Here is a 17240-nt window from a genome sequence, read left to right on the forward strand (position 1 = left end):
TCGAGCAGGCGAGCGGGTGGCCTGGTGATCAGGCGCGCAGGCGGAGGCCGCGAGGGGTGGCTATGAAGCCCGCTCCTTCCAGGAGGGTGCCGAAGGGGGAGGTCAGGGCCGAGGCCCCGTTGACTCGCTCCACCGTGACCGTGCCCAGGGAACCCGCGCGGGCCGCTGCGGCCAGGCCCTCCGACGCCGCGCGCAGACGCGGGTCCTCGGTGGTCCGGCCGTCCGGTTCGGAGGGCCAGGCGAGCAGTGTCTTGCCGCCGCGCTCCATGTAAAGGGTCAGTTCCCCGTCGACCAGTACCACCAGTGAACCGGCTTTGCGGCCCGGTTTGTGGCCTGCGCCGGTCGGGGGTTCGGGCCAGGGGAGGGCGGCACCGTACGCGTTCGCCGGATCGGCGGCGGCGAGGACGACGGCACGGGTGGCTTCGGAGGAGGGGGCCCGGGACAGGGTGTTCCCGGCGAAACCGTGGGTGTCGGAGTGTCTGTTCTGGGCGGCGGGGGCGTGGGGGGACTCGGAGCTGAAGTCGAGGTCGAAGTCGTCTGTGAAGTCGTGGCCGGCAGGGAACGCGACGCCGTGTGTGTCGGCCGTGCCGGTGCCGAAGGCCGGGGCGGGGCGGGAGTCGCCGCGGTCTCGGGCGTTCGCTGCTGCCCTGAGACGGTCCACCGCGCCGTCCATGGCGAACTGGGCGGCGCCGAGGCCCTCCACCACGTAGCCGCGACGGGCCTGACCGCTGTCCTCGAAGGCGGAGAGGACGCGGTACACGGCTGAGAAGCCGCCCTCGACACCCTCCGCCGAAACGGCTCCCCGGGTCACCACCCCGTGGCGGTCGAGCAGGGTGCGGGCCAGTGCGTGGGCGCGGACGGTGGGGTCGGGCTCAGGTCCGGGGAGCAGGGACCAGCGGCCGGCCACGGTCGGCGGGCCGCTGCGCGAGACGGGGCGTGCGCCGGCCGTGAGCGAGCCGTACCGGCCGCGGGGGACGGCGCGTTTCGCCCGGTGCGCCGTCGAGCCTGCCGTACGGCCCGAGCCGAGGAGGGAGCGCATCGGGGCGAGCGTGTCGTTCGTGAGGCGGCCCGACCAGGTCAGGTCCCAGACGGTGTCGGCCAACTGGGGGTCCGTGGCGTCCGGGTGCGTGGTGGCGCGGACATGGTCGGCGATCTGGCGGAAGAAGAGCCCGTAGCCCCCGGTGAGGGAGTCCAGGACGGACTGGTGGAGTGCGGTGGGTTCCAGGGGGTGGGGCGGTGGCAGGAGCAGCGGGGCCGCGTCCGCCAGGTACAGGGACACCCAGCCGTCCTTGCCGGGAAGGGCACCCGCCCCGGCCCAGACGACTTCCCCGGCTGCCGTGAGCTCGTCGAGCATCGCGGGGGCGAAGTTCGCCACTCGGGACGGCAGGACCAGCTTCTCCAGGGCCGACGCCGGCACGGAGGCGCCCTGCAACTGCTCGACCGCGCGCACCAGTCCGTCGACGCCGCGCAGCCCGTGGCCCTTGCCGACGTGCTGCCACTGCGGCAGGAACTGCGCGAGGGCCGCGGGCGGCACCGGCTCCAGCTCGTGCCGCAGGGCGGCCAGGGAGCGGCGCCGGAGGCGGCGCAGGACCGCCGCGTCGCACCACTCCTGACCGATTCCGGCCGGGTGGAACTCCCCTTGTACGACACGGCTGTTGGCCGCCAGACGCTGAAGAGCGCCCTCGGTGACCGCGACGCCCAGGCCGAAACGGGCTGCCGCCGTGGCCGAGGTGAACGGGCCGTGGGTGCGGGCGTGGCGGGCGAGGAGGTCGCCCAGCGGATCCTTGACCGGCTCGGTGAAGGCCTCCGGGACGCCGACAGGCAGCGCCGTGCCGAGCGCGTCGCGCAGGCGGCCCGCGTCCTCGATCGACGCCCAGTGGTCGGCGCCGCCGATGCGGACCCGGATCGCGCGGCGGGCGCCGGCCAGCTCCCGGGCCCACTGCGGATCGGCGCCGCGTTCGGCCAGCTCGGTGTCGGTGAGCGGGCCGAGCAGGCGCAGCAGGTCCGCGACGCTTTCGGCGTCCTTCGCGCGGCGGTCCTCGGTGAGCCACTGGAGTTCCCGCTCCAGTTCGGTCAGGACCTCGGCGTCGAGGAGTTCGCGCAGTTCCGCCTGGCCCAGCAGCTCGGCCAGCAACCGCGAGTCCAGCGACAGGGCGGCGGCGCGCCGCTCGGCCAGCGGCGAGTCACCCTCGTACAGGAACTGTGCGACGTACCCGAAGAGGAGGGAGCGGGCGAAGGGGGACGGCTCGGGGGTGGTGACCTCGACCAGGCGCACCTTGCGGGACTCGATGTCGCCCATCAGTTCCACGAGCCCGGGCACGTCGAAGACGTCCTGGAGGCATTCGCGGACCGCTTCGAGAACGATGGGGAACGAACCGAACTCGCTTGCCACCTGGAGCAGTTGTGAGGCCCGCTGGCGCTGCTGCCACAGCGGGGTGCGTTTGCCGGGGCTGCGGCGCGGGAGCAGCAGGGCGCGCGCGGCGCACTCGCGGAAGCGGGCCGCGAACAGGGCCGAGCCGCCCACCTGGTCGGTGACGATCTGGTTGACCTCGCCCTTGTCGAAGGCGATGTCGGCGGCGCCTACGGGAGCCTTCTCGGCGTCATACTCCAGGCCGGTCTTCACCGGCTCCTGGTCGAGCAGGTCCAGGCTCATCAGATCGGCGTCCGGGAGGCGCAGCACGATGCCGTCGTCGGCGTGCATGACCTGGGCGTCCATGCCGTACCGCTCGGAGAGGCGGGCGCTGAGCGCGAGCGCCCACGGGGCGTGGACCTGGGCGCCGAAGGGGGAGTGGACGACGACCCGCCAGTCGCCGAGTTCGTCGCGGAACTGCTCCACGACGATGGTCCGGTCGTCCGGGATGTGGCCGCAGGCCTCGCGCTGTTCGGCCAGGTAGGAGAGCACATTGCCGGCGGCCCAGGTGTCGAGTCCGGCGGCGAGGAGTCGGAGGCGGGCGTCCTCCTCGGGCAGTGATCCGACCTCGCGCAGGAACGCGCCCACCGCGCGGCCCAGTTCGAGCGGGCGGCCCAACTGGTCGCCCTTCCAGAAGGGGAGGCGGCCGGGGACCCCGGGAGCGGGGGACACCAGGACACGGTCGCGGGTGATGTCCTCGATGCGCCAGGAGCTCGTACCGAGGGTGAAGACGTCCCCCACGCGGGACTCGTACACCATCTCCTCGTCCAGCTCGCCCACCCGGCCGCCGCCCTTCTTGGGGTCGGCGCCGGCGAGGAAGACCCCGAAGAGCCCGCGGTCGGGAATCGTGCCCCCGGAGGTGACGGCGAGCCGCTGCGCACCCGGGCGGCCGGTCACGGTGCCGGCGACGCGGTCCCACACCACGCGCGGGCGCAACTCCGCGAACGCGTCGGACGGATAGCGGCCCGCGAGCATGTCGAGGACCGCGGTGAACGCCGACTCCGGGAGTGAGGCGAAGGGCGCCGCCCGGCGGACCGTGGCCAGCAGGTCGTCCACCTGCCAGGTGTCCAGCGCCACCATCGCGACGAGCTGCTGGGCGAGGACGTCCAGGGGGTTGGCGGGGACCCTCAGGGACTCGATGGAACCGGTACGCATGCGCTCGGTGACCACGGCCGCCTGGACCAGGTCACCCCGGTACTTGGGGAAGACGACGCCGGTGGAGACCGCGCCCACCTGGTGCCCGGCGCGGCCGACGCGCTGCAGCCCTGAGGCCACGGACGGGGGCGACTCGACCTGGATGACCAGGTCCACGGCCCCCATGTCGATACCCAGTTCGAGGCTGGAGGTGGCCACCACGGCGGGCAGCCGGCCCGCCTTGAGGTCCTCCTCGACGAGCGCGCGCTGCTCCTTGGAGACCGATCCGTGGTGGGCCCGGGCGATGACCACAGGCGCGCCCTGGGCCGCGCCCGAGCCGCCCATCAGCTCGGCGGGAGCGTGGTGTTCGGCCAGGGGCTCGCCGGTGGCCCGTTCGTACGCGATCTCGTTGAGCCGGTTGCACAGGCGCTCCGCGAGGCGGCGGGAGTTGGCGAACACGATCGTCGAGCGGTGCGCCTGGACGAGATCGGCGATCCGCTCCTCGACGTGCGGCCAGATGGACGGACGTTCCGCCCCCTCGTTCGCGTCGGCGACCGGGGAGCCGCCCAGTTCACCCAGGTCCTCGACCGGGACGACGACCGAGAGATCGAACTCCTTGTCGGACTTGGGCTGGACGATCTCCACCTTGCGCTGGGGTGAGAGGTAACGCGCGATCTCGTCGACCGGGCGGACGGTCGCGGAGAGGCCGATGCGTCGGGCGGGCCTCGGCAGCAGTTCGTCCAGCCTTTCCAGGGAGAGCGCGAGATGCGCGCCGCGCTTGGTGCCCGCGACCGCGTGCACCTCGTCCAGGATCACGGTCTCCACGCCCGTGAGCGCGTCGCGCGTGGCCGACGTGAGCATCAGGAACAGCGACTCGGGGGTGGTGATCAGGATGTCCGGCGGGCGGGTGGCCAGGGCGCGGCGCTCGGCGGGCGGGGTGTCGCCGGAGCGGATGCCCACCTTGACCTCGGGTTCGGGCAGACCCAGTCGTACGGATTCCTGGCGGATGCCCGTGAGGGGGCTGCGCAGGTTGCGTTCCACATCGACGGCGAGAGCTTTGAGCGGTGACACGTAGAGCACGCGGCAGCGTTTGTGGGGGTCGGCCGGCGGGGGCGCCGAGGTGAGCTGGTCGAGGGCGGCGAGGAACGCGGCCAGGGTCTTCCCGGAGCCGGTCGGGGCGACCACCAGCACGTCCGAGCCCTCACCGATGGCCGCCCACGCGCCGGCCTGGGCCGCGGTGGGCGCGGAGAAGGCCCCCGTGAACCAGCCGCGGGTCGCGGGGGAGAAGCCGTCTAGGGCTCGGTGTGCGGAGCTGACCATGCGTCCATCCTGCACCTCGGCACTGACAATTGCCCTGACCTGCGAGTTCGCCTCCGGCGGTGGGCGGTGGGCGGTGGGCGGTGGGCGGTGGGGTGGTTTGTGTGACTGTTGTGTCCTGGCTTTCCGGCCCGTGGTCGCACGTTCGGTTGCGTTGTGGGTCGGGGACGCGCCGGGGGGTGTCCGTCCTCGGTCGGGCGGTGCCGGCTGATTGGGATGTGCTCGGTGATGGACGCCCGCCGCTGCGGGCGGACACCCCCCGACACGTCCCCTTTCCGCCGTACGCGGCTGCGGGTGCGTGGGCGTGCCTCGGCGGGCTGCGGCTCCTTGGCGGAGAATGGGGGTATGGCGGGTTCGGGTGAGCTGGCTCGGCACTGGCGGTACGCGGAGCTGCCCGGTGTCGATCTTCTGCGTGCGCGGTACGTGCATAAGACCTTTGTCCGGCATACGCATGAGAACTTCGTCATCGCCGCCATCACGGAAGGGGTGGAGGTCTTCCGTCATCGAGGGGCCGATCAGCACGCGGGGGCGGGTGCGCTCGCGTTGGTCAATCCCGATACGCCGCATACGGGGCGTGCGGGGGTTCCCGAGGGGTGGCGGTACGGGGCTGTCTACCCGGCGCCCGATGTGGTGGCCGAGATCGCCGCGGAGACCACGGTGATTCGGGGAACCCCAGGCTTTGTCGCCCCCGTGTTCGATGATCCGTACTCGGTCAATCTCGTACATGAAGTGCTGCGTGCGGCCGAGCAGGGCAACGCGCTGGCGGCCGACACGCTGCTGCGGGTGGTGGTGACCCGGCTGCTCCGGCTCAACGGCGGGGTCCTTGAGGAACGGGTGGTACCTACGGCGGGCGCGCGGATCGCGGCACGCGCGCGTGCTGTGCTGGAGGAGACGATGGCCGGGCCGCCGACTCTGGAGACACTCGCCAAAGACCTGGGCACCAGCCCCTTCGCGCTGCTGCGGGCGTTCCGGGACACGTACGGGTTGCCGCCGCACGCCTGGCTGACGGACGCGCGCGTACGGCGGGCGCGACGGCTGCTGGACGCGGGGACCGCACCCGCCGACGCGGCGGTCGCCGTCGGCTTCACCGATCAGCCGCACCTCAACCGTCACTTCACCCGGATCGTGGGCGTGCCCCCAGGGGCGTACCAGCGCGAGCGCAAGAACGTACAAGACCCGACGGGGCACCTGCTTCTACCGTCCGACAGGTGGCAGAACAGACAGCTCTCACAGACATACGTGCCGACGACGGAGGCAAGCCGGACGCCGCCGTCGTACGAGACGCCCTCGGGGTCGGGGTCGCCGTCGGACTGTCCGGGTTCGCCTTCGGGGTGACGTCGGTCGGCAATGGGCTCACGCTTCTCCAGACCTGTGCGCTCAGCCTTCTGGTGTTCACCGGGGCCTCCCAGTTCGCGCTCGTGGGCGCGCTCGCGGCCGGCGGCAATCCGCTCACGGCGGCAGCGGGTGCCTTCTTCCTGGGAGTGCGCAACGCGTTCTACGGGCTGCGTCTGTCCCAGTTGTTGGCCCTCCCGCGCGCGGTGCGTCCGTTCGCGGCCCAATGGGTCATCGACGAGACCACGGTGGTCGCCCTGGCGCAGCCCACGCGGCGCGGCGCCCGTATCGGGTTCGCCGTCACCGGGCTCAGCCTGTACGTGCTGTGGAATCTCACGACGCTGCTCGGCGGACTGGGGGCCGAGGCCATCGGGGACACCGACGCCTGGGGTCTGGACGCGGCCGGGCCCGCCGTCTTCCTGGCGCTGCTCGCGCCGATGTTGAAGTCCGGCGTCGAGCGCGCTGTCGCGGGCCTCGCGGTGGTGCTGGGGCTCGGCCTGTTGCCCCTACTGCCGGCCGGTGTGCCGGTTCTGGTGGCCGGGCTCGCGGCACCCGCCGTTCTCTGGGCCCAGGGCCGTCGTGGGGCGAGGAACGGGCAGCGGGACAGGCAGCGGGACAGGAAGGAGGAGGACCGTTGAACGTCTGGATCGCGATCGGTGTGACCGCCCTCGGCTGTTACGTCGTCAAGCTCGTCGGGCTCCTCGTGCCCGCCGGTGTCCTGGAACGTCCGCTCGTCAGGCGGCTGGCGGCGCTGCTTCCTGTGGCTCTCCTCGCCGCTCTCACGGCCCAGCAGGCCTTCGCCGACGGGCGGGTGCTCGCCCTGGACGCGAAGGCCGCAGGGCTCGCCGCAGCCGCCGTGGCGCTGGTGCTGCGTGCTCCCTTCCTGGTCGTCGTCGTGGCAGCCGTGGCGGTGACGGCGGGGGTCCGGGCGATGACCGGCTGAGCGTCGGCCGTGCCCGCGCGTCCGGCGTCAGCCGATGGGGCGGCCGTACGCCTTCAGGGTGCGCAGGGCCTCGACCGTCACCATGGGGCGTGCCTCCAGGGACGTGCCCGGTGCCCACGCGCGCCAGCGGATGGGCCAGCCGCCGTCCTCGCGCTGCTCGCTCGCGAGGAAGTCCAGGGAACGCGTCATCTCCTCGTCCGTGAACCACGCGCGCGCGAGTGAGCCCGGTGTCCTCGCGTAGTCGTAAGGGAAGTGGTGCTCGCCCGGGGCGTAGCCGGGCGCCACCGGGGAGGCGTCGAGGCGCTCCGGGTCGAGTGCCACGAGCCGGTGCTCGCGCACCAGGCGGCCCAGCCGGTCGGCCGCCGCCTGCGCGCGTGAGCGGTCCGGGACCGAGTCCAGGAAGGCCACGGCGGCCTCCACCTCGTACGGATGGGACTTCTCCAGGGAGTCGACCGCCTGCCAGCAGAAGTCCGTTGCCCGGAACAGCCAGGCGTGCCACACCTCGTTGCGGTGCAGCAGGCCCACCACCGGGCCCGTGGCGAGGAGTTCACTCGGCGGATCGGTGACGATCGGGATGAACGGCGCCGCCGGATAGCCACGTTGGCCGGGGTGGATCGCCGGCAGCGCGCCGTCCGGTGACGAGACCGAGGTCAGATAGCGGCACACGCGCTCCACCCGCTGCCCGCCGCAGCGCCCGATGGCGTCCAGGACGCGCAGCGCGTGCGCGGTGTGCAGGGGCTGGCTGACGGGGCCGCGCAGATCGGGTTCCAGTGCGTGGCCGTATCCGCCGTCCTCGTTGCGGTAGGCGTCCAGCGCGGTCTCGACCGCGTCGGCGCCCCCGCTCAGGAAGTGGTACGCGAAGCGACGCTGCTCCAGCACGCGCGCGGTGAGCCACACGAAGTGCTCGGCACGGAAGAGCGGGGAACGCGCGGGGGGCGTCGGGGGGAGTGGGGCTGCTCCTGTTTCGGCCATGCGTCAGACCGTAGGGCGCGGAGCGGTCCCGGAGAGCGGTCCCGGCGTCGGCCCACCCTCAGGGGCGGGATACTGAAGTCATGCGGTTGACGGTCTTCTGGCAGCGGATGGCGGAACACTTCGGTTCGGGGTACGCCGACACGTTCGCGCGCGATCACGTGATGACGGAGCTCGGCGGACGGACCGTGCACGAGGCCCTGAACGCAGGCTGGGAGGCGAAGGACGTGTGGCGTGTGGTGTGCGCGGCCATGAACGTTCCGTCGGAGAACCGGTGAAATCGCACTGAAACGACGCCGGTCGGCCCCGTAGACCGCAGGGTGGCGACTCATTGCCGTTGGCGTGGGCGAGACTTGCACCGTGGCATCCACAGACGAGACCGGACAGCCCGGACAGCAGGCGTCCCCGTTCGGCACGACGCCGCCCACACCCCCGGGCGGGCACACCGCCGGGCAGGGCGCGCGCATGCCCCGCTGGCTGCCCCGCGCCATGATGCTGGCGCTCGCCCTCGTCGGCCTGTTCCAGCTGGGCAGCTGGGCCTTCCACGAGCTCACAGGCCTGTTGATCAACCTCCTCATCGCGTTCTTCGCCGCGCTCGCGATCGAACCCGCGGTGAGCCGCATGGCGTCGCGCGGTATGCGCCGGGGGCTGGCCACCTTCCTGGTCTTCATCGGCCTGCTCATCGCGATCGCCGGATTCATCACCCTGCTCGGCTCCATGCTCGCGGGCCAGATCATCAAGATCGTCGAGGACTTCCCGGCCTATCTCGACTCCGTCATCAACTGGATCAACGCGCACTTCCACACCGACCTGAAGCGTGTGGACGTTCAGGAGGGACTGCTCCGCTCCGACTGGCTGCGCAGTTACGTACAGAACAGCGCCACCGGCGTCCTGGACGTCTCCGGCCAGGTGCTGGGCGGGCTCTTCCAGCTGCTGACGATCACACTGTTCGCGTTCTACTTCGCCGCCGACGGGCCGAGACTGCGCCGCGCGCTGTGCTCCGTACTGCCGCCCGCCCGGCAGGCCGAGGTGCTGCGCGCGTGGGAGATCGCCGTCGACAAGACCGGCGGTTATCTGTACTCGCGCGGCCTGATGGCGCTCATCTCCGGGGTCGCCCACTATGTCCTGCTGCAGGCGCTGAACGTGCCGTACGCGCCCGTGCTCGCCGTCTGGGTGGGGCTGGTCTCGCAGTTCCTCCCGACCATCGGCACCTATCTCGCGGGCGCCCTGCCGATGCTGATCGCCTTCACCGTCGATCCCTGGTACGCGCTGTGGGTGCTGGTCTTCGTCGTGCTCTACCAGCAGTTCGAGAACTACGTGCTGCAGCCCAAGCTGACCGCGAAGACCGTCGACATCCATCCCGCGGTCGCCTTCGGCTCGGTCATCGCCGGCACCGCGCTCCTCGGTGCGGTCGGCGCGCTGATCGCCATCCCGGCGGTCGCCACGCTCCAGGCGTTCCTGGGGGCGTACGTGAAGCGGTACGACGTCACGGACGACCCTCGTGTCCAGGGGCACCGCAGCCGGGGCACGAGCATCCTCACGCGGCTGCGGAATCTGCTGGAGGGGCGGCAGGGCGCCGGCGCCGAAGACTCGGCGCACTCCGCGCAGGCGCCCGGACCGGGGTCGGGGCCGTCGTCGGGGGAAGGCTCCACGCCCGCCTGAGCTGAGCCCTGGCCGCCGTCCTGCCCGCGACGGACGCCGTGCGGCCGCCTGCCGTGTGACAGAGGTGCCCGCCACCGTCCTGTCCGGTCGTGGACTCCCCATGCCATGTGCTCCTGGGGTGTCGAACCCGACATCCCGGCCCTTGGCGCGTCGCGAACCTACTCTCGGAGGTGCCGGGTGTTGCGCTTGACACGGAAATCGAACATCCATTCTGATTGAGGTTCCGGCGAGGCTCGTGACGGGGATTTCGTCAGGGTTTTCATGGAGATGTGCCCGAGTTATCCACAGGCCGGACGGGCGTCGGGGCGCATTGTCAGTGGCAGGCGTTAGCGTCTTTGACGTGAAGCGATCGACTCAAGCAAATCGGGTGGAACCCATGGCAGGAACCGACCGCGACAAGGCGTTGGACGCCGCGCTCGCGCAGATTGAACGGCAGTTCGGCAAGGGCGCGGTGATGCGCCTGGGCGAGCGGCCGAATGAGCCCATCGAAGTCATCCCCACCGGGTCGACCGCGCTCGACGTCGCCCTCGGTGTCGGCGGTCTGCCGCGCGGACGAGTGGTGGAGGTGTACGGCCCGGAGTCCTCCGGCAAGACGACCCTGACCCTGCACGCGGTGGCGAACGCCCAGAGGGCCGGCGGCCAGGTCGCGTTCATCGACGCGGAGCACGCCCTCGACCCCGAGTACGCGAAGAAGCTCGGCGTCGACATCGACAACTTGATCCTGTCCCAGCCGGACAACGGCGAGCAGGCCCTGGAGATCGTGGACATGCTGGTCCGCTCCGGTGCCCTCGATCTCATCGTCATCGACTCCGTCGCGGCGCTCGTGCCGCGCGCGGAGATCGAGGGCGAGATGGGTGACTCGCACGTGGGTCTGCAGGCTCGTCTGATGAGCCAGGCGCTCCGCAAGATCACCGGTGCGCTGAGCCAGTCCGGGACCACCGCGATCTTCATCAACCAGCTCCGCGAGAAGATCGGCGTGATGTTCGGCTCGCCGGAGACCACGACCGGTGGCCGGGCGCTCAAGTTCTACGCCTCGGTGCGGCTCGACATCCGTCGCATCGAGACGCTGAAGGACGGCACCGACGCGGTCGGCAACCGCACCCGCGTCAAGGTCGTCAAGAACAAGGTCGCGCCGCCGTTCAAGCAGGCCGAGTTCGACATCCTCTACGGGCACGGCATCAGCCGCGAGGGCGGTCTGATCGACATGGGCGTGGAGAACGGCTTCGTCCGCAAGGCCGGTGCCTGGTACACGTACGAGGGCGACCAGCTCGGCCAGGGCAAGGAGAACGCGCGCAACTTCCTGAAGGACAACCCCGACCTCGCCAACGAGATCGAGAAGAAGATCCTGGAGAAGCTGGGGGTCGGTGTGAAGCCGGAGAAGCCCACTGCCGAGCCGGGCGCGGACGCGGCGGTCACGGTCGCCTCGGACGAGGCCGCCAAGACGGTGCCCGCTCCGGCGGCCAAGACCACCAAGGCCAAGGCAACGGCCACGGCGGTCAAGAGCTAGCCCGCCGTGACACGACGAACCGACTGGGCCGAGTACGCCTACCCCGGTGCCTCGGAAGACCGGGGCGGCGGGGGCTCTGCCGGGGGCGGTGACAGCGCCTACGGGGATGCCGGGCCATACGGGGGTGGCCGCGGGGCCCGTGAAGGCGACGGGGTGCACGAGGGTGACGGAGACGCCGGACTGCGGCGCGGTGAGGGTCTGCCGGGGGGCGGCCGACGTCGCGGCGGCGGTTCTCCCGGAGCCGGTGGGCGCCGTGGCGGTGGTGCCCCGAGCGCTGGGAGCGGCCCGTACGGCGAAGGCGGCTCGCGCGGTGAGGACTCGCGCGGCGAGGGCTCACGCGGTGGCCGTGGTCGTCGTCGGCAGCGTGGTTTCGGCGAGTCGGGCGGCGACCCACAGGACGGAGGTTCCGTTTCCTCGTCGAGGGCCGAGAAGGCGGAGCCGCCGGCGGATCCGGCTGAGCGGGCGCGGGGGATCTGTCTGCGCCTGCTCACCGGGACGCCGCGTACGCGGAAACAGCTCGCGGACGCCCTGCGCAAGCGCGAGATCCCGGACGAGGTGGCCGAGGCGGTGCTGTCGAGGTTCGAGGAGGTCGGACTGATCAACGACAGTGCGTTCGCGGGCGCCTGGGTCGAGTCCCGCCACCACGGCCGGGGACTGGCCCGGCGGGCACTCGTACAGGAACTGCGCACCAAGGGCGTGGACGCGACGCTCATCGACGAGGCCGTCGGGCAGCTCGACTCCGAGCAGGAGGAGACGACCGCGCGTGAACTCGTCGCCCGCAAACTGCGTGCGACACGCGGTCTGGACCGCGACAAGCGGTTGCGACGCCTCGCGGGCATGCTCGCCCGCAAGGGCTACCCCCAGGGCATGGCCCTGCGGGTCGTACGGCAGGCCTTGGAAGAGGAGGGCGAGGACACCGAGTTCCTTGCGGACGAGGAGTTCTGAGCCCGGTGGTGCCGGAGGTCCGGCCGACCCGAGAAGTAGTGGTCCGCTCGGGAGGTCTGAGTCCCCGGCCCTGGACAACGGTGGACGCGCGGGGGCGCCGATCGCGTTCAGGGCCGGGCGAACAGAAGGACGGTACGGCGGCTTCGGGTGTCAGGCTGTCTGCGGCGTCACCGGAAGCCCGGCCGCTCGCCACGCCTGGAACCCTCCGATCAGGTCGGTCGCCCGGTGCAGCCCCAACCGGTGCAGGGACACGGCCGCGAGGCTCGACGCGTAACCCTCGTTGCAGATCACCACGACCCGCAGGTCATGGCCCGTCGCCTGGGGCGCGCGATGGCTGCCCAGGGGGTCGAGGCGCCACTCCAGTTCGTTGCGCTCGACCACGAGCGCGCCGGGGATCAGGCCGTCGCGCTCCCGCAGGGCCGCGTACCGGATGTCGACCAGGAGCGCTTCGCCGGCCTCTGCGGCCTCATACGTCTCGTGTGTCTCCACGCGCGCGTAGGTCCCGCGCGCACGGTCCAGTAACTCGTCGATGCCGACCGGCTGTTCGCTCACTGCCAGTCCTGCGGGCGCTCGACGTGCTCCAGGCGCAGCACCTGTCCCGTACGGCTGTAGCGGCGGATCTGGGGCAGGGGCGGGTAGTAGGCGTGGACGGAGATCGCGTGCTGGTCGCGGGACTCGTTGAGCACTTCGTGCACATGGTGGCGGCCGAAGCCCCGGCCCTGGCCGGCCGGCAGTCGCCGCTCCCGGTCGACGCCCTCGGTGAGTTCCAGGGTCTTCCAGCCGTCGGTGGGCAGCCGGGCGGCGAGCGAGTTCTCCTTGAGCTCACCGGCCGCGGTGAGGAAGGCACCGACCGAGTCGGCGTGGTCGTGCCAGCCGGTGCCGGTGCCGGGCGGCCAGCCGATCAACCAGGCCTCGCTGCCGCCGGGGCCCTCCAGGCGCACCCAGGTGCGGCCCTCGGGGTCGAGCGGCAGGGAGGCGATCAGCTCGACGTCGGCGGCCGTACGTCGTACGAAGTCGAGCAGGTCCGCCTGCGTCGGGGTCCGGGGAGTCCCGGAGACCTGGACGGCTGCGGATACGGAAGGTGACACGGACACGGGTACCGTCCTGGTGAACGTTCGCGGGGAGCGCGCAATAGCGCCGGAAGAGCGGCGCGCGCGAGAAATGGGATGCGAATTCAGCAGGACGGACGACACACGCAGCCCGCATAGCGGACGAGGTCCATATGGACCCTCCGCCACAGGCGCACATCGGTGTCAGTGTCGGTCACGCTCCGGAGTACAGCATGACGGTGCTGACCGGTCAACTCGTTGTCACCATGTGGACGCGTGGTGACGAGCGGACGGGAGAGGGCGACGGCGCGGAGGGAGGGCAGGTGTCAGCGGGTGCCTGCCGCGGCTTCGGTGTTCGCCGTCGCGTTCGTCTTCTCGGCCCCGCCCGTCCCGTCGGCCTTGCCGTTCGTCCTGTCCGGCGGGGGCCCGCCCAGCGTCGCCTCGGCCGCCGCGTACAGGTCGGCCGGGCGTACCCCGCTGAGCGCCGTGACCAGGTGCCCGTCCGGGCGGACCAGAAGCACGGTGTGGGCGGCGGCGCCCGGATAGCTCTCGGTGACCAGCAGTTCGGCGGGGTTCGGCAGCGCGGCCACCGCCGCCGCCAGCCGGGGCATGATCCCGGCGCCCACCCAGTGCTTGCGCTCCCACACACCCGTACCCGGCGCGATCAGCACCACCAGCAGCGCGCCGCGGCCCAGCCGTTCCCGCAGCGGTACGAAGGAACCGTCCTCGGCGGTGACCCGTACGTCCGTCACCTGCGCGCCGGGCGGGGTGTCCACCGAGATCTCCGCCTCGATGTGCCGGGGCGCCAGCGGCGAATGGCCGTACGTTCCCGGCTCGCCCAGGATTCCGCGCCCCAGGTGACCGTCCGTGAGCAGCGAGTCGTGTCCGCGGGCCGACCCGGGGACGTACGACCGCAGCCCAGCGCCGCCGCGCAGCAGCGGCAGCGCCTGGTCGGCGGCGCGCAGCCGGGCGGAGACGGCCGCACGCCGCTCGGTCTGGTAGCTGTCCAACAGGGCCTCGTGCGGGCCGTGGTGCCAGGCCAGGCCCAGCTTCCAGGCGAGGTTGTCGGCGTCCCGCAGTCCCTCGTCCAGCCCCTGGGTGCCGAGCGCGCCGAGCAGGTGCGCGGCGTCCCCGGCGAGGAAGACCCGACCTGCCCGCCAGCGCCGGGCGAGCCGGTGATGGACGATGTGGACGCCCGTGTCGAGCAGGTCGTACGGCGGTGTGGTGCCGCCGCTCCAGCCCGCGAGGGTCTCCCGGACGCGGGTCACGAGGAGCTCGGGTGTGACCAGGTCCTTGCCGGGTGGCAGCAGCCAGTCCAGGCGCCACACACCGTCGGGGAGGGGGCGGGCGGTGATCTCCCCGGCCGAGGGCCCGGACGTCCGCCACGGCGGCATCCGGTGCAACAACGCCTCACCGGGCCATGGAAGTTCCGTACGCAGCGCGGCAACGGCGTGTCGTTCCACGGCCGTACGTCCGGGGAAGCGGATGTCCTGGAGTTTGCGCACTGTGGAGCGCGGGCCGTCGCAGCCGACGAGGTAACTGCCGCGCCACCAGGTGCCGCCCGGGCCGCGGGTGTGTGCCGTGACGCCGGACGGCTCCTGCTCGACTGAGTCGAGGCGGCTGTTGACGGCGACCTCGACGAGCCGCTCGTGGGCGATGGCGGTCCGCAGGGCACCGGTCAGTACGTGCTGGGCGATGTGCAGGGGGATGTCGGATTCCGTGCCGGGTTCCGTGACGAGCCCCGCCCCGAGCCCCTGCCCGAATCCCGACGGGATCGCGTCGGTCGGCCCGTCGGATTCCTCGGTGCCGAAGGAGATCTGACGCATCACCTGCTTGCGCCGCATCGACCGCCATCCGGCCCAGTGGAAACCGGCGTCGGCGATCGGCGCACCGGTCAGCCGCTCCAGCAGCGCGGCGGTGTCCTCGCGCAGCACGACCGTGCGCGCGGGGCGCTGGTCGTCCTTGCCCGGCCCCTCGTCGAGGACGACCGAGGGGACGTCCTGGCGCGCCAGCGCAAGCGCCAGCGTGAGCCCGACCGGCCCCGCTCCGACGATGATCACCGGGTCCATGGCGCGGCGCCCCCTGCCCAGAGCGACGTCTTCATCGACACAAGTGAACAGGAAGTTGGAGCAGGGTGCACGATCACAAAACGTATGCAACAGACTCCGCGCCACCCGGTCAAGCTGGACGCACCCCAGGAGCCCGCCCCGACACATTCGGCGTTTCCCCTGGTACGCCATGTGCACCCGGCGCCGACGGCAGACGACGGAGGCAGTGGCGAACACGCCACTGCCTCCATGCCGGTCACACCACTGTCTCCGGGCAGGTCATACGAGTTGAGCGCCCGTCAGATGGAGCCACCCGCACCGGCCGCCTCCGTGCCGGCCACCGTCGCCGCTCCGAGCACCACACCGGTCGACTTCTTGCCGCGCCGCAGCCTGCCCTCGAGCCAGCTCGCGAAGGTGGTGATGAGGAAGTTGATCACGATGAAGATGGCCGCCACCACGATGAAACTCGCGACGACGTTGGCGTAGTTCGCCGCGAGCGTGCTGCGCGCGTTGAGGAGCTCGGTGAACCCGAGCATGACGCCACCCAGCGCGGTGTCCTTCACGATGACGACGAGCTGGCTGACGATCGCCGGCAGCATGACCGTGACGGCCTGCGGGAGCAGGACGTTCGTCATCGTCTGGCCCTTGCGCAGACCGACCGCGAGGGCGGCCTCCGTCTGTCCCTTGGGGAGGGACAGGATGCCCGCTCGTACGATCTCGGCGAGCACCGAGGCGTTGTAGAGCACCAGGCCGGTGACGACCGCGTACAGGGGGCGGTCCTCACTGCTGATGTCCGTGGAGCTGACGTAGAACGCGGCGGCGAACAGCATGAGCAGCAGCACCGGAATGGACCGGAAGAACTCGACCAGCGCACCGGCCGGAATCCGTACCCACCGGTGGTCGGACAGCCGTGCGATACCCAGGAGCGCGCCCAGGGGAAGGGCGATCACCATGGAGAGTGCCGCGCCCTTCATGGTGTTGGCGAGGCCGGGCAGCAGATAGGTCGTCCAGGCCTGTGACGTGGTGAACGGCTCCCACAGGGCCCACTTCAGCTGGCCCTTGTCGTCCATCGTCCGCCAGATCCACCACAGGAACAGGGCGAGCAGGACGAAGAAGACGATCGTGAGGACCACGTTGCGCTTTTTGGCGCGGGGGCCCGGCGCGTCGTAGAGCACGGAGGTCATCGCTTCACCGCCAGTCGCTTGCTCAGCCAGCCGAGGGCGAGGCCGGTGGGCAGGGTGAGCACCACGAAGCCGAAGGCGAAGACCGCACCGATGAGCACCAACTGCGCCTCGTTCTCGATCATTTTCTTCATCAGACTCGCGGCCTCGGCGACGCCGATCGCGGCGGCCACGGTGGTGTTCTTGGTCAGCGCGATCAGTACGTTGGCCAGCGGGCCGATGACCGACCGGAACGCCTGCGGCAGCACGACGAGGCCCAGCACCTGGCGGAAGCTCAGCCCGATGGCACGGGCCGCCTCGGCCTGCCCCGCGGGCACGGTGTTGATGCCGGAGCGCAGTGCCTCGCAGACGAAAGCCGCGGTGTACGCGGTGAGGCCGAGCACCGCCAGCCGGAAGCCCTGGAGCGGAAAGTCGTCGGATGCGCCCATCGTCACACCAAAGATGTCGGCGAGGCCGAGCGAGGTGAAGACGATGATGACCGTCAGCGGGATGTTGCGGACGATGTTCACGTAGGCGGTGCCGAACCCGCGCATGAGCGGGACCGGGCTGACCCGCATGGCGGCCAGCAGTGTGCCCCAGACCAGGGAGCCGAGGGCGGAGAGGGCGGTGAGTTTCACCGTCATCCAGAACGCCCCGAGGACGTCGTAACCATCAAGAAAGTCGAACACGATCCCCGCGCTTCCGGGTGTGAGGCGTATGTGGCGTACGAGGTGTACGTGGCAGACGCGGTGCGCCGCTGCCCT

14 protein-coding genes are annotated in these 17240 nt (G+C 71.4%); 7 read left to right on the forward strand and 7 right to left on the reverse strand.

Annotation, left to right across the window (positions count from 1 at the left end; genetic code table 11):
* Nucleotides 1–28 precede the first annotated feature (28 nt).
* Nucleotides 29–4864 carry an ATP-dependent helicase gene (locus tag G3I56_RS20715; protein WP_164411042.1) on the reverse strand — a complete coding sequence of 1612 codons (4836 nt, stop codon included), beginning with the start codon at nt 4862–4864 and terminating at the stop codon, nt 29–31.
* A gap of 342 nt (nt 4865–5206) precedes the next feature.
* Here G3I56_RS20715 and G3I56_RS20720 point away from each other — a divergent pair, with 342 nt between their 5' ends.
* From G3I56_RS20720 to G3I56_RS20730, 3 genes are read left to right on the forward strand one after another with little or no spacing between them, the layout of a single operon-like run.
* Nucleotides 5207–6196: an AraC family transcriptional regulator gene (locus tag G3I56_RS20720; RefSeq protein WP_239135007.1), complete on the forward strand. Its 990-nt coding sequence runs from the start codon at nt 5207–5209 to the stop codon at nt 6194–6196.
* Complete coding sequence (locus tag G3I56_RS20725; protein ID WP_343240018.1) at nt 6097–6831, forward strand: AzlC family ABC transporter permease; 735 nt, start codon at nt 6097–6099, stop codon at nt 6829–6831. The genes G3I56_RS20720 and G3I56_RS20725 overlap by 100 nt, the downstream gene beginning before the upstream one ends.
* Nucleotides 6828–7136 (forward strand): AzlD domain-containing protein, encoded by a 309-nt coding sequence (locus tag G3I56_RS20730; protein ID WP_164411046.1) that lies wholly within the window; start codon nt 6828–6830, stop codon nt 7134–7136. Before G3I56_RS20725 ends, G3I56_RS20730 begins: the two co-directional genes overlap by 4 nt.
* Before the next feature lie 27 nt (nt 7137–7163).
* Here the strand turns inward: G3I56_RS20730 and G3I56_RS20735 are convergent, their stop codons facing one another.
* Nucleotides 7164–8108: a hypothetical protein gene (locus tag G3I56_RS20735; RefSeq protein WP_164411048.1), complete on the reverse strand. Its 945-nt coding sequence runs from the start codon at nt 8106–8108 to the stop codon at nt 7164–7166.
* An 80-nt stretch (nt 8109–8188) separates the two neighbouring features.
* Between G3I56_RS20735 and G3I56_RS20740 the strand changes: the two genes are divergently transcribed.
* The 4 genes from G3I56_RS20740 (at nt 8189) to recX (ending at nt 12219) form a co-directional block, all read left to right on the forward strand.
* Nucleotides 8189–8383, forward strand: a complete 195-nt coding sequence (locus tag G3I56_RS20740; protein ID WP_164318288.1) for a DUF3046 domain-containing protein — start codon at nt 8189–8191, stop codon at nt 8381–8383.
* Between the two features lie 82 nt (nt 8384–8465).
* Nucleotides 8466–9767 (forward strand): AI-2E family transporter, encoded by a 1302-nt coding sequence (locus G3I56_RS20745; protein WP_164411050.1) that lies wholly within the window; start codon nt 8466–8468, stop codon nt 9765–9767.
* Nucleotides 9768–10143: 376 nt separating this feature from the next.
* Entirely contained in the window at nt 10144–11274 is a 1131-nt protein-coding gene (gene recA, locus G3I56_RS20750; protein ID WP_164411052.1) for a recombinase RecA, read from the forward strand.
* 6 nt (nt 11275–11280) lie between these two features.
* Complete coding sequence (gene recX / locus G3I56_RS20755) at nt 11281–12219, forward strand: recombination regulator RecX (RefSeq protein WP_164411054.1); 939 nt, start codon at nt 11281–11283, stop codon at nt 12217–12219.
* A gap of 150 nt (nt 12220–12369) precedes the next feature.
* On the opposite strand, the gene G3I56_RS20760 is transcribed toward recX, so the two are convergent.
* The 5 genes from G3I56_RS20760 to G3I56_RS20780 all read right to left on the reverse strand — a co-directional run bounded on the left by G3I56_RS20760 (nt 12370) and on the right by G3I56_RS20780 (nt 17165).
* A complete protein-coding gene (locus tag G3I56_RS20760; RefSeq protein WP_164411302.1) occupies nt 12370–12777 on the reverse strand; it encodes a rhodanese-like domain-containing protein in 408 nt (135 codons plus the stop codon).
* Nucleotides 12768–13313: a cysteine dioxygenase gene (locus G3I56_RS20765; RefSeq protein ID WP_164411056.1), complete on the reverse strand. Its 546-nt coding sequence runs from the start codon at nt 13311–13313 to the stop codon at nt 12768–12770. Before G3I56_RS20765 ends, G3I56_RS20760 begins: the two co-directional genes overlap by 10 nt.
* A gap of 281 nt (nt 13314–13594) precedes the next feature.
* Nucleotides 13595–15337, reverse strand: a complete 1743-nt coding sequence (locus G3I56_RS20770) for an FAD-dependent monooxygenase (RefSeq protein ID WP_164411058.1) — start codon at nt 15335–15337, stop codon at nt 13595–13597.
* A 278-nt stretch (nt 15338–15615) separates the two neighbouring features.
* Nucleotides 15616–16500 carry an amino acid ABC transporter permease gene (locus G3I56_RS20775; protein WP_164411060.1) on the reverse strand — a complete coding sequence of 295 codons (885 nt, stop codon included), beginning with the start codon at nt 16498–16500 and terminating at the stop codon, nt 15616–15618.
* Nucleotides 16497–17165 carry an amino acid ABC transporter permease gene (locus G3I56_RS20780; RefSeq protein WP_164411062.1) on the reverse strand — a complete coding sequence of 223 codons (669 nt, stop codon included), beginning with the start codon at nt 17163–17165 and terminating at the stop codon, nt 16497–16499. Before G3I56_RS20780 ends, G3I56_RS20775 begins: the two co-directional genes overlap by 4 nt.
* Nucleotides 17166–17240 lie beyond the last annotated feature (75 nt).

It is taken from the genome of Streptomyces sp. SID12488 (genome assembly GCF_010548275.1).
Lineage (GTDB): Bacteria > Actinomycetota > Actinomycetes > Streptomycetales > Streptomycetaceae > Streptomyces.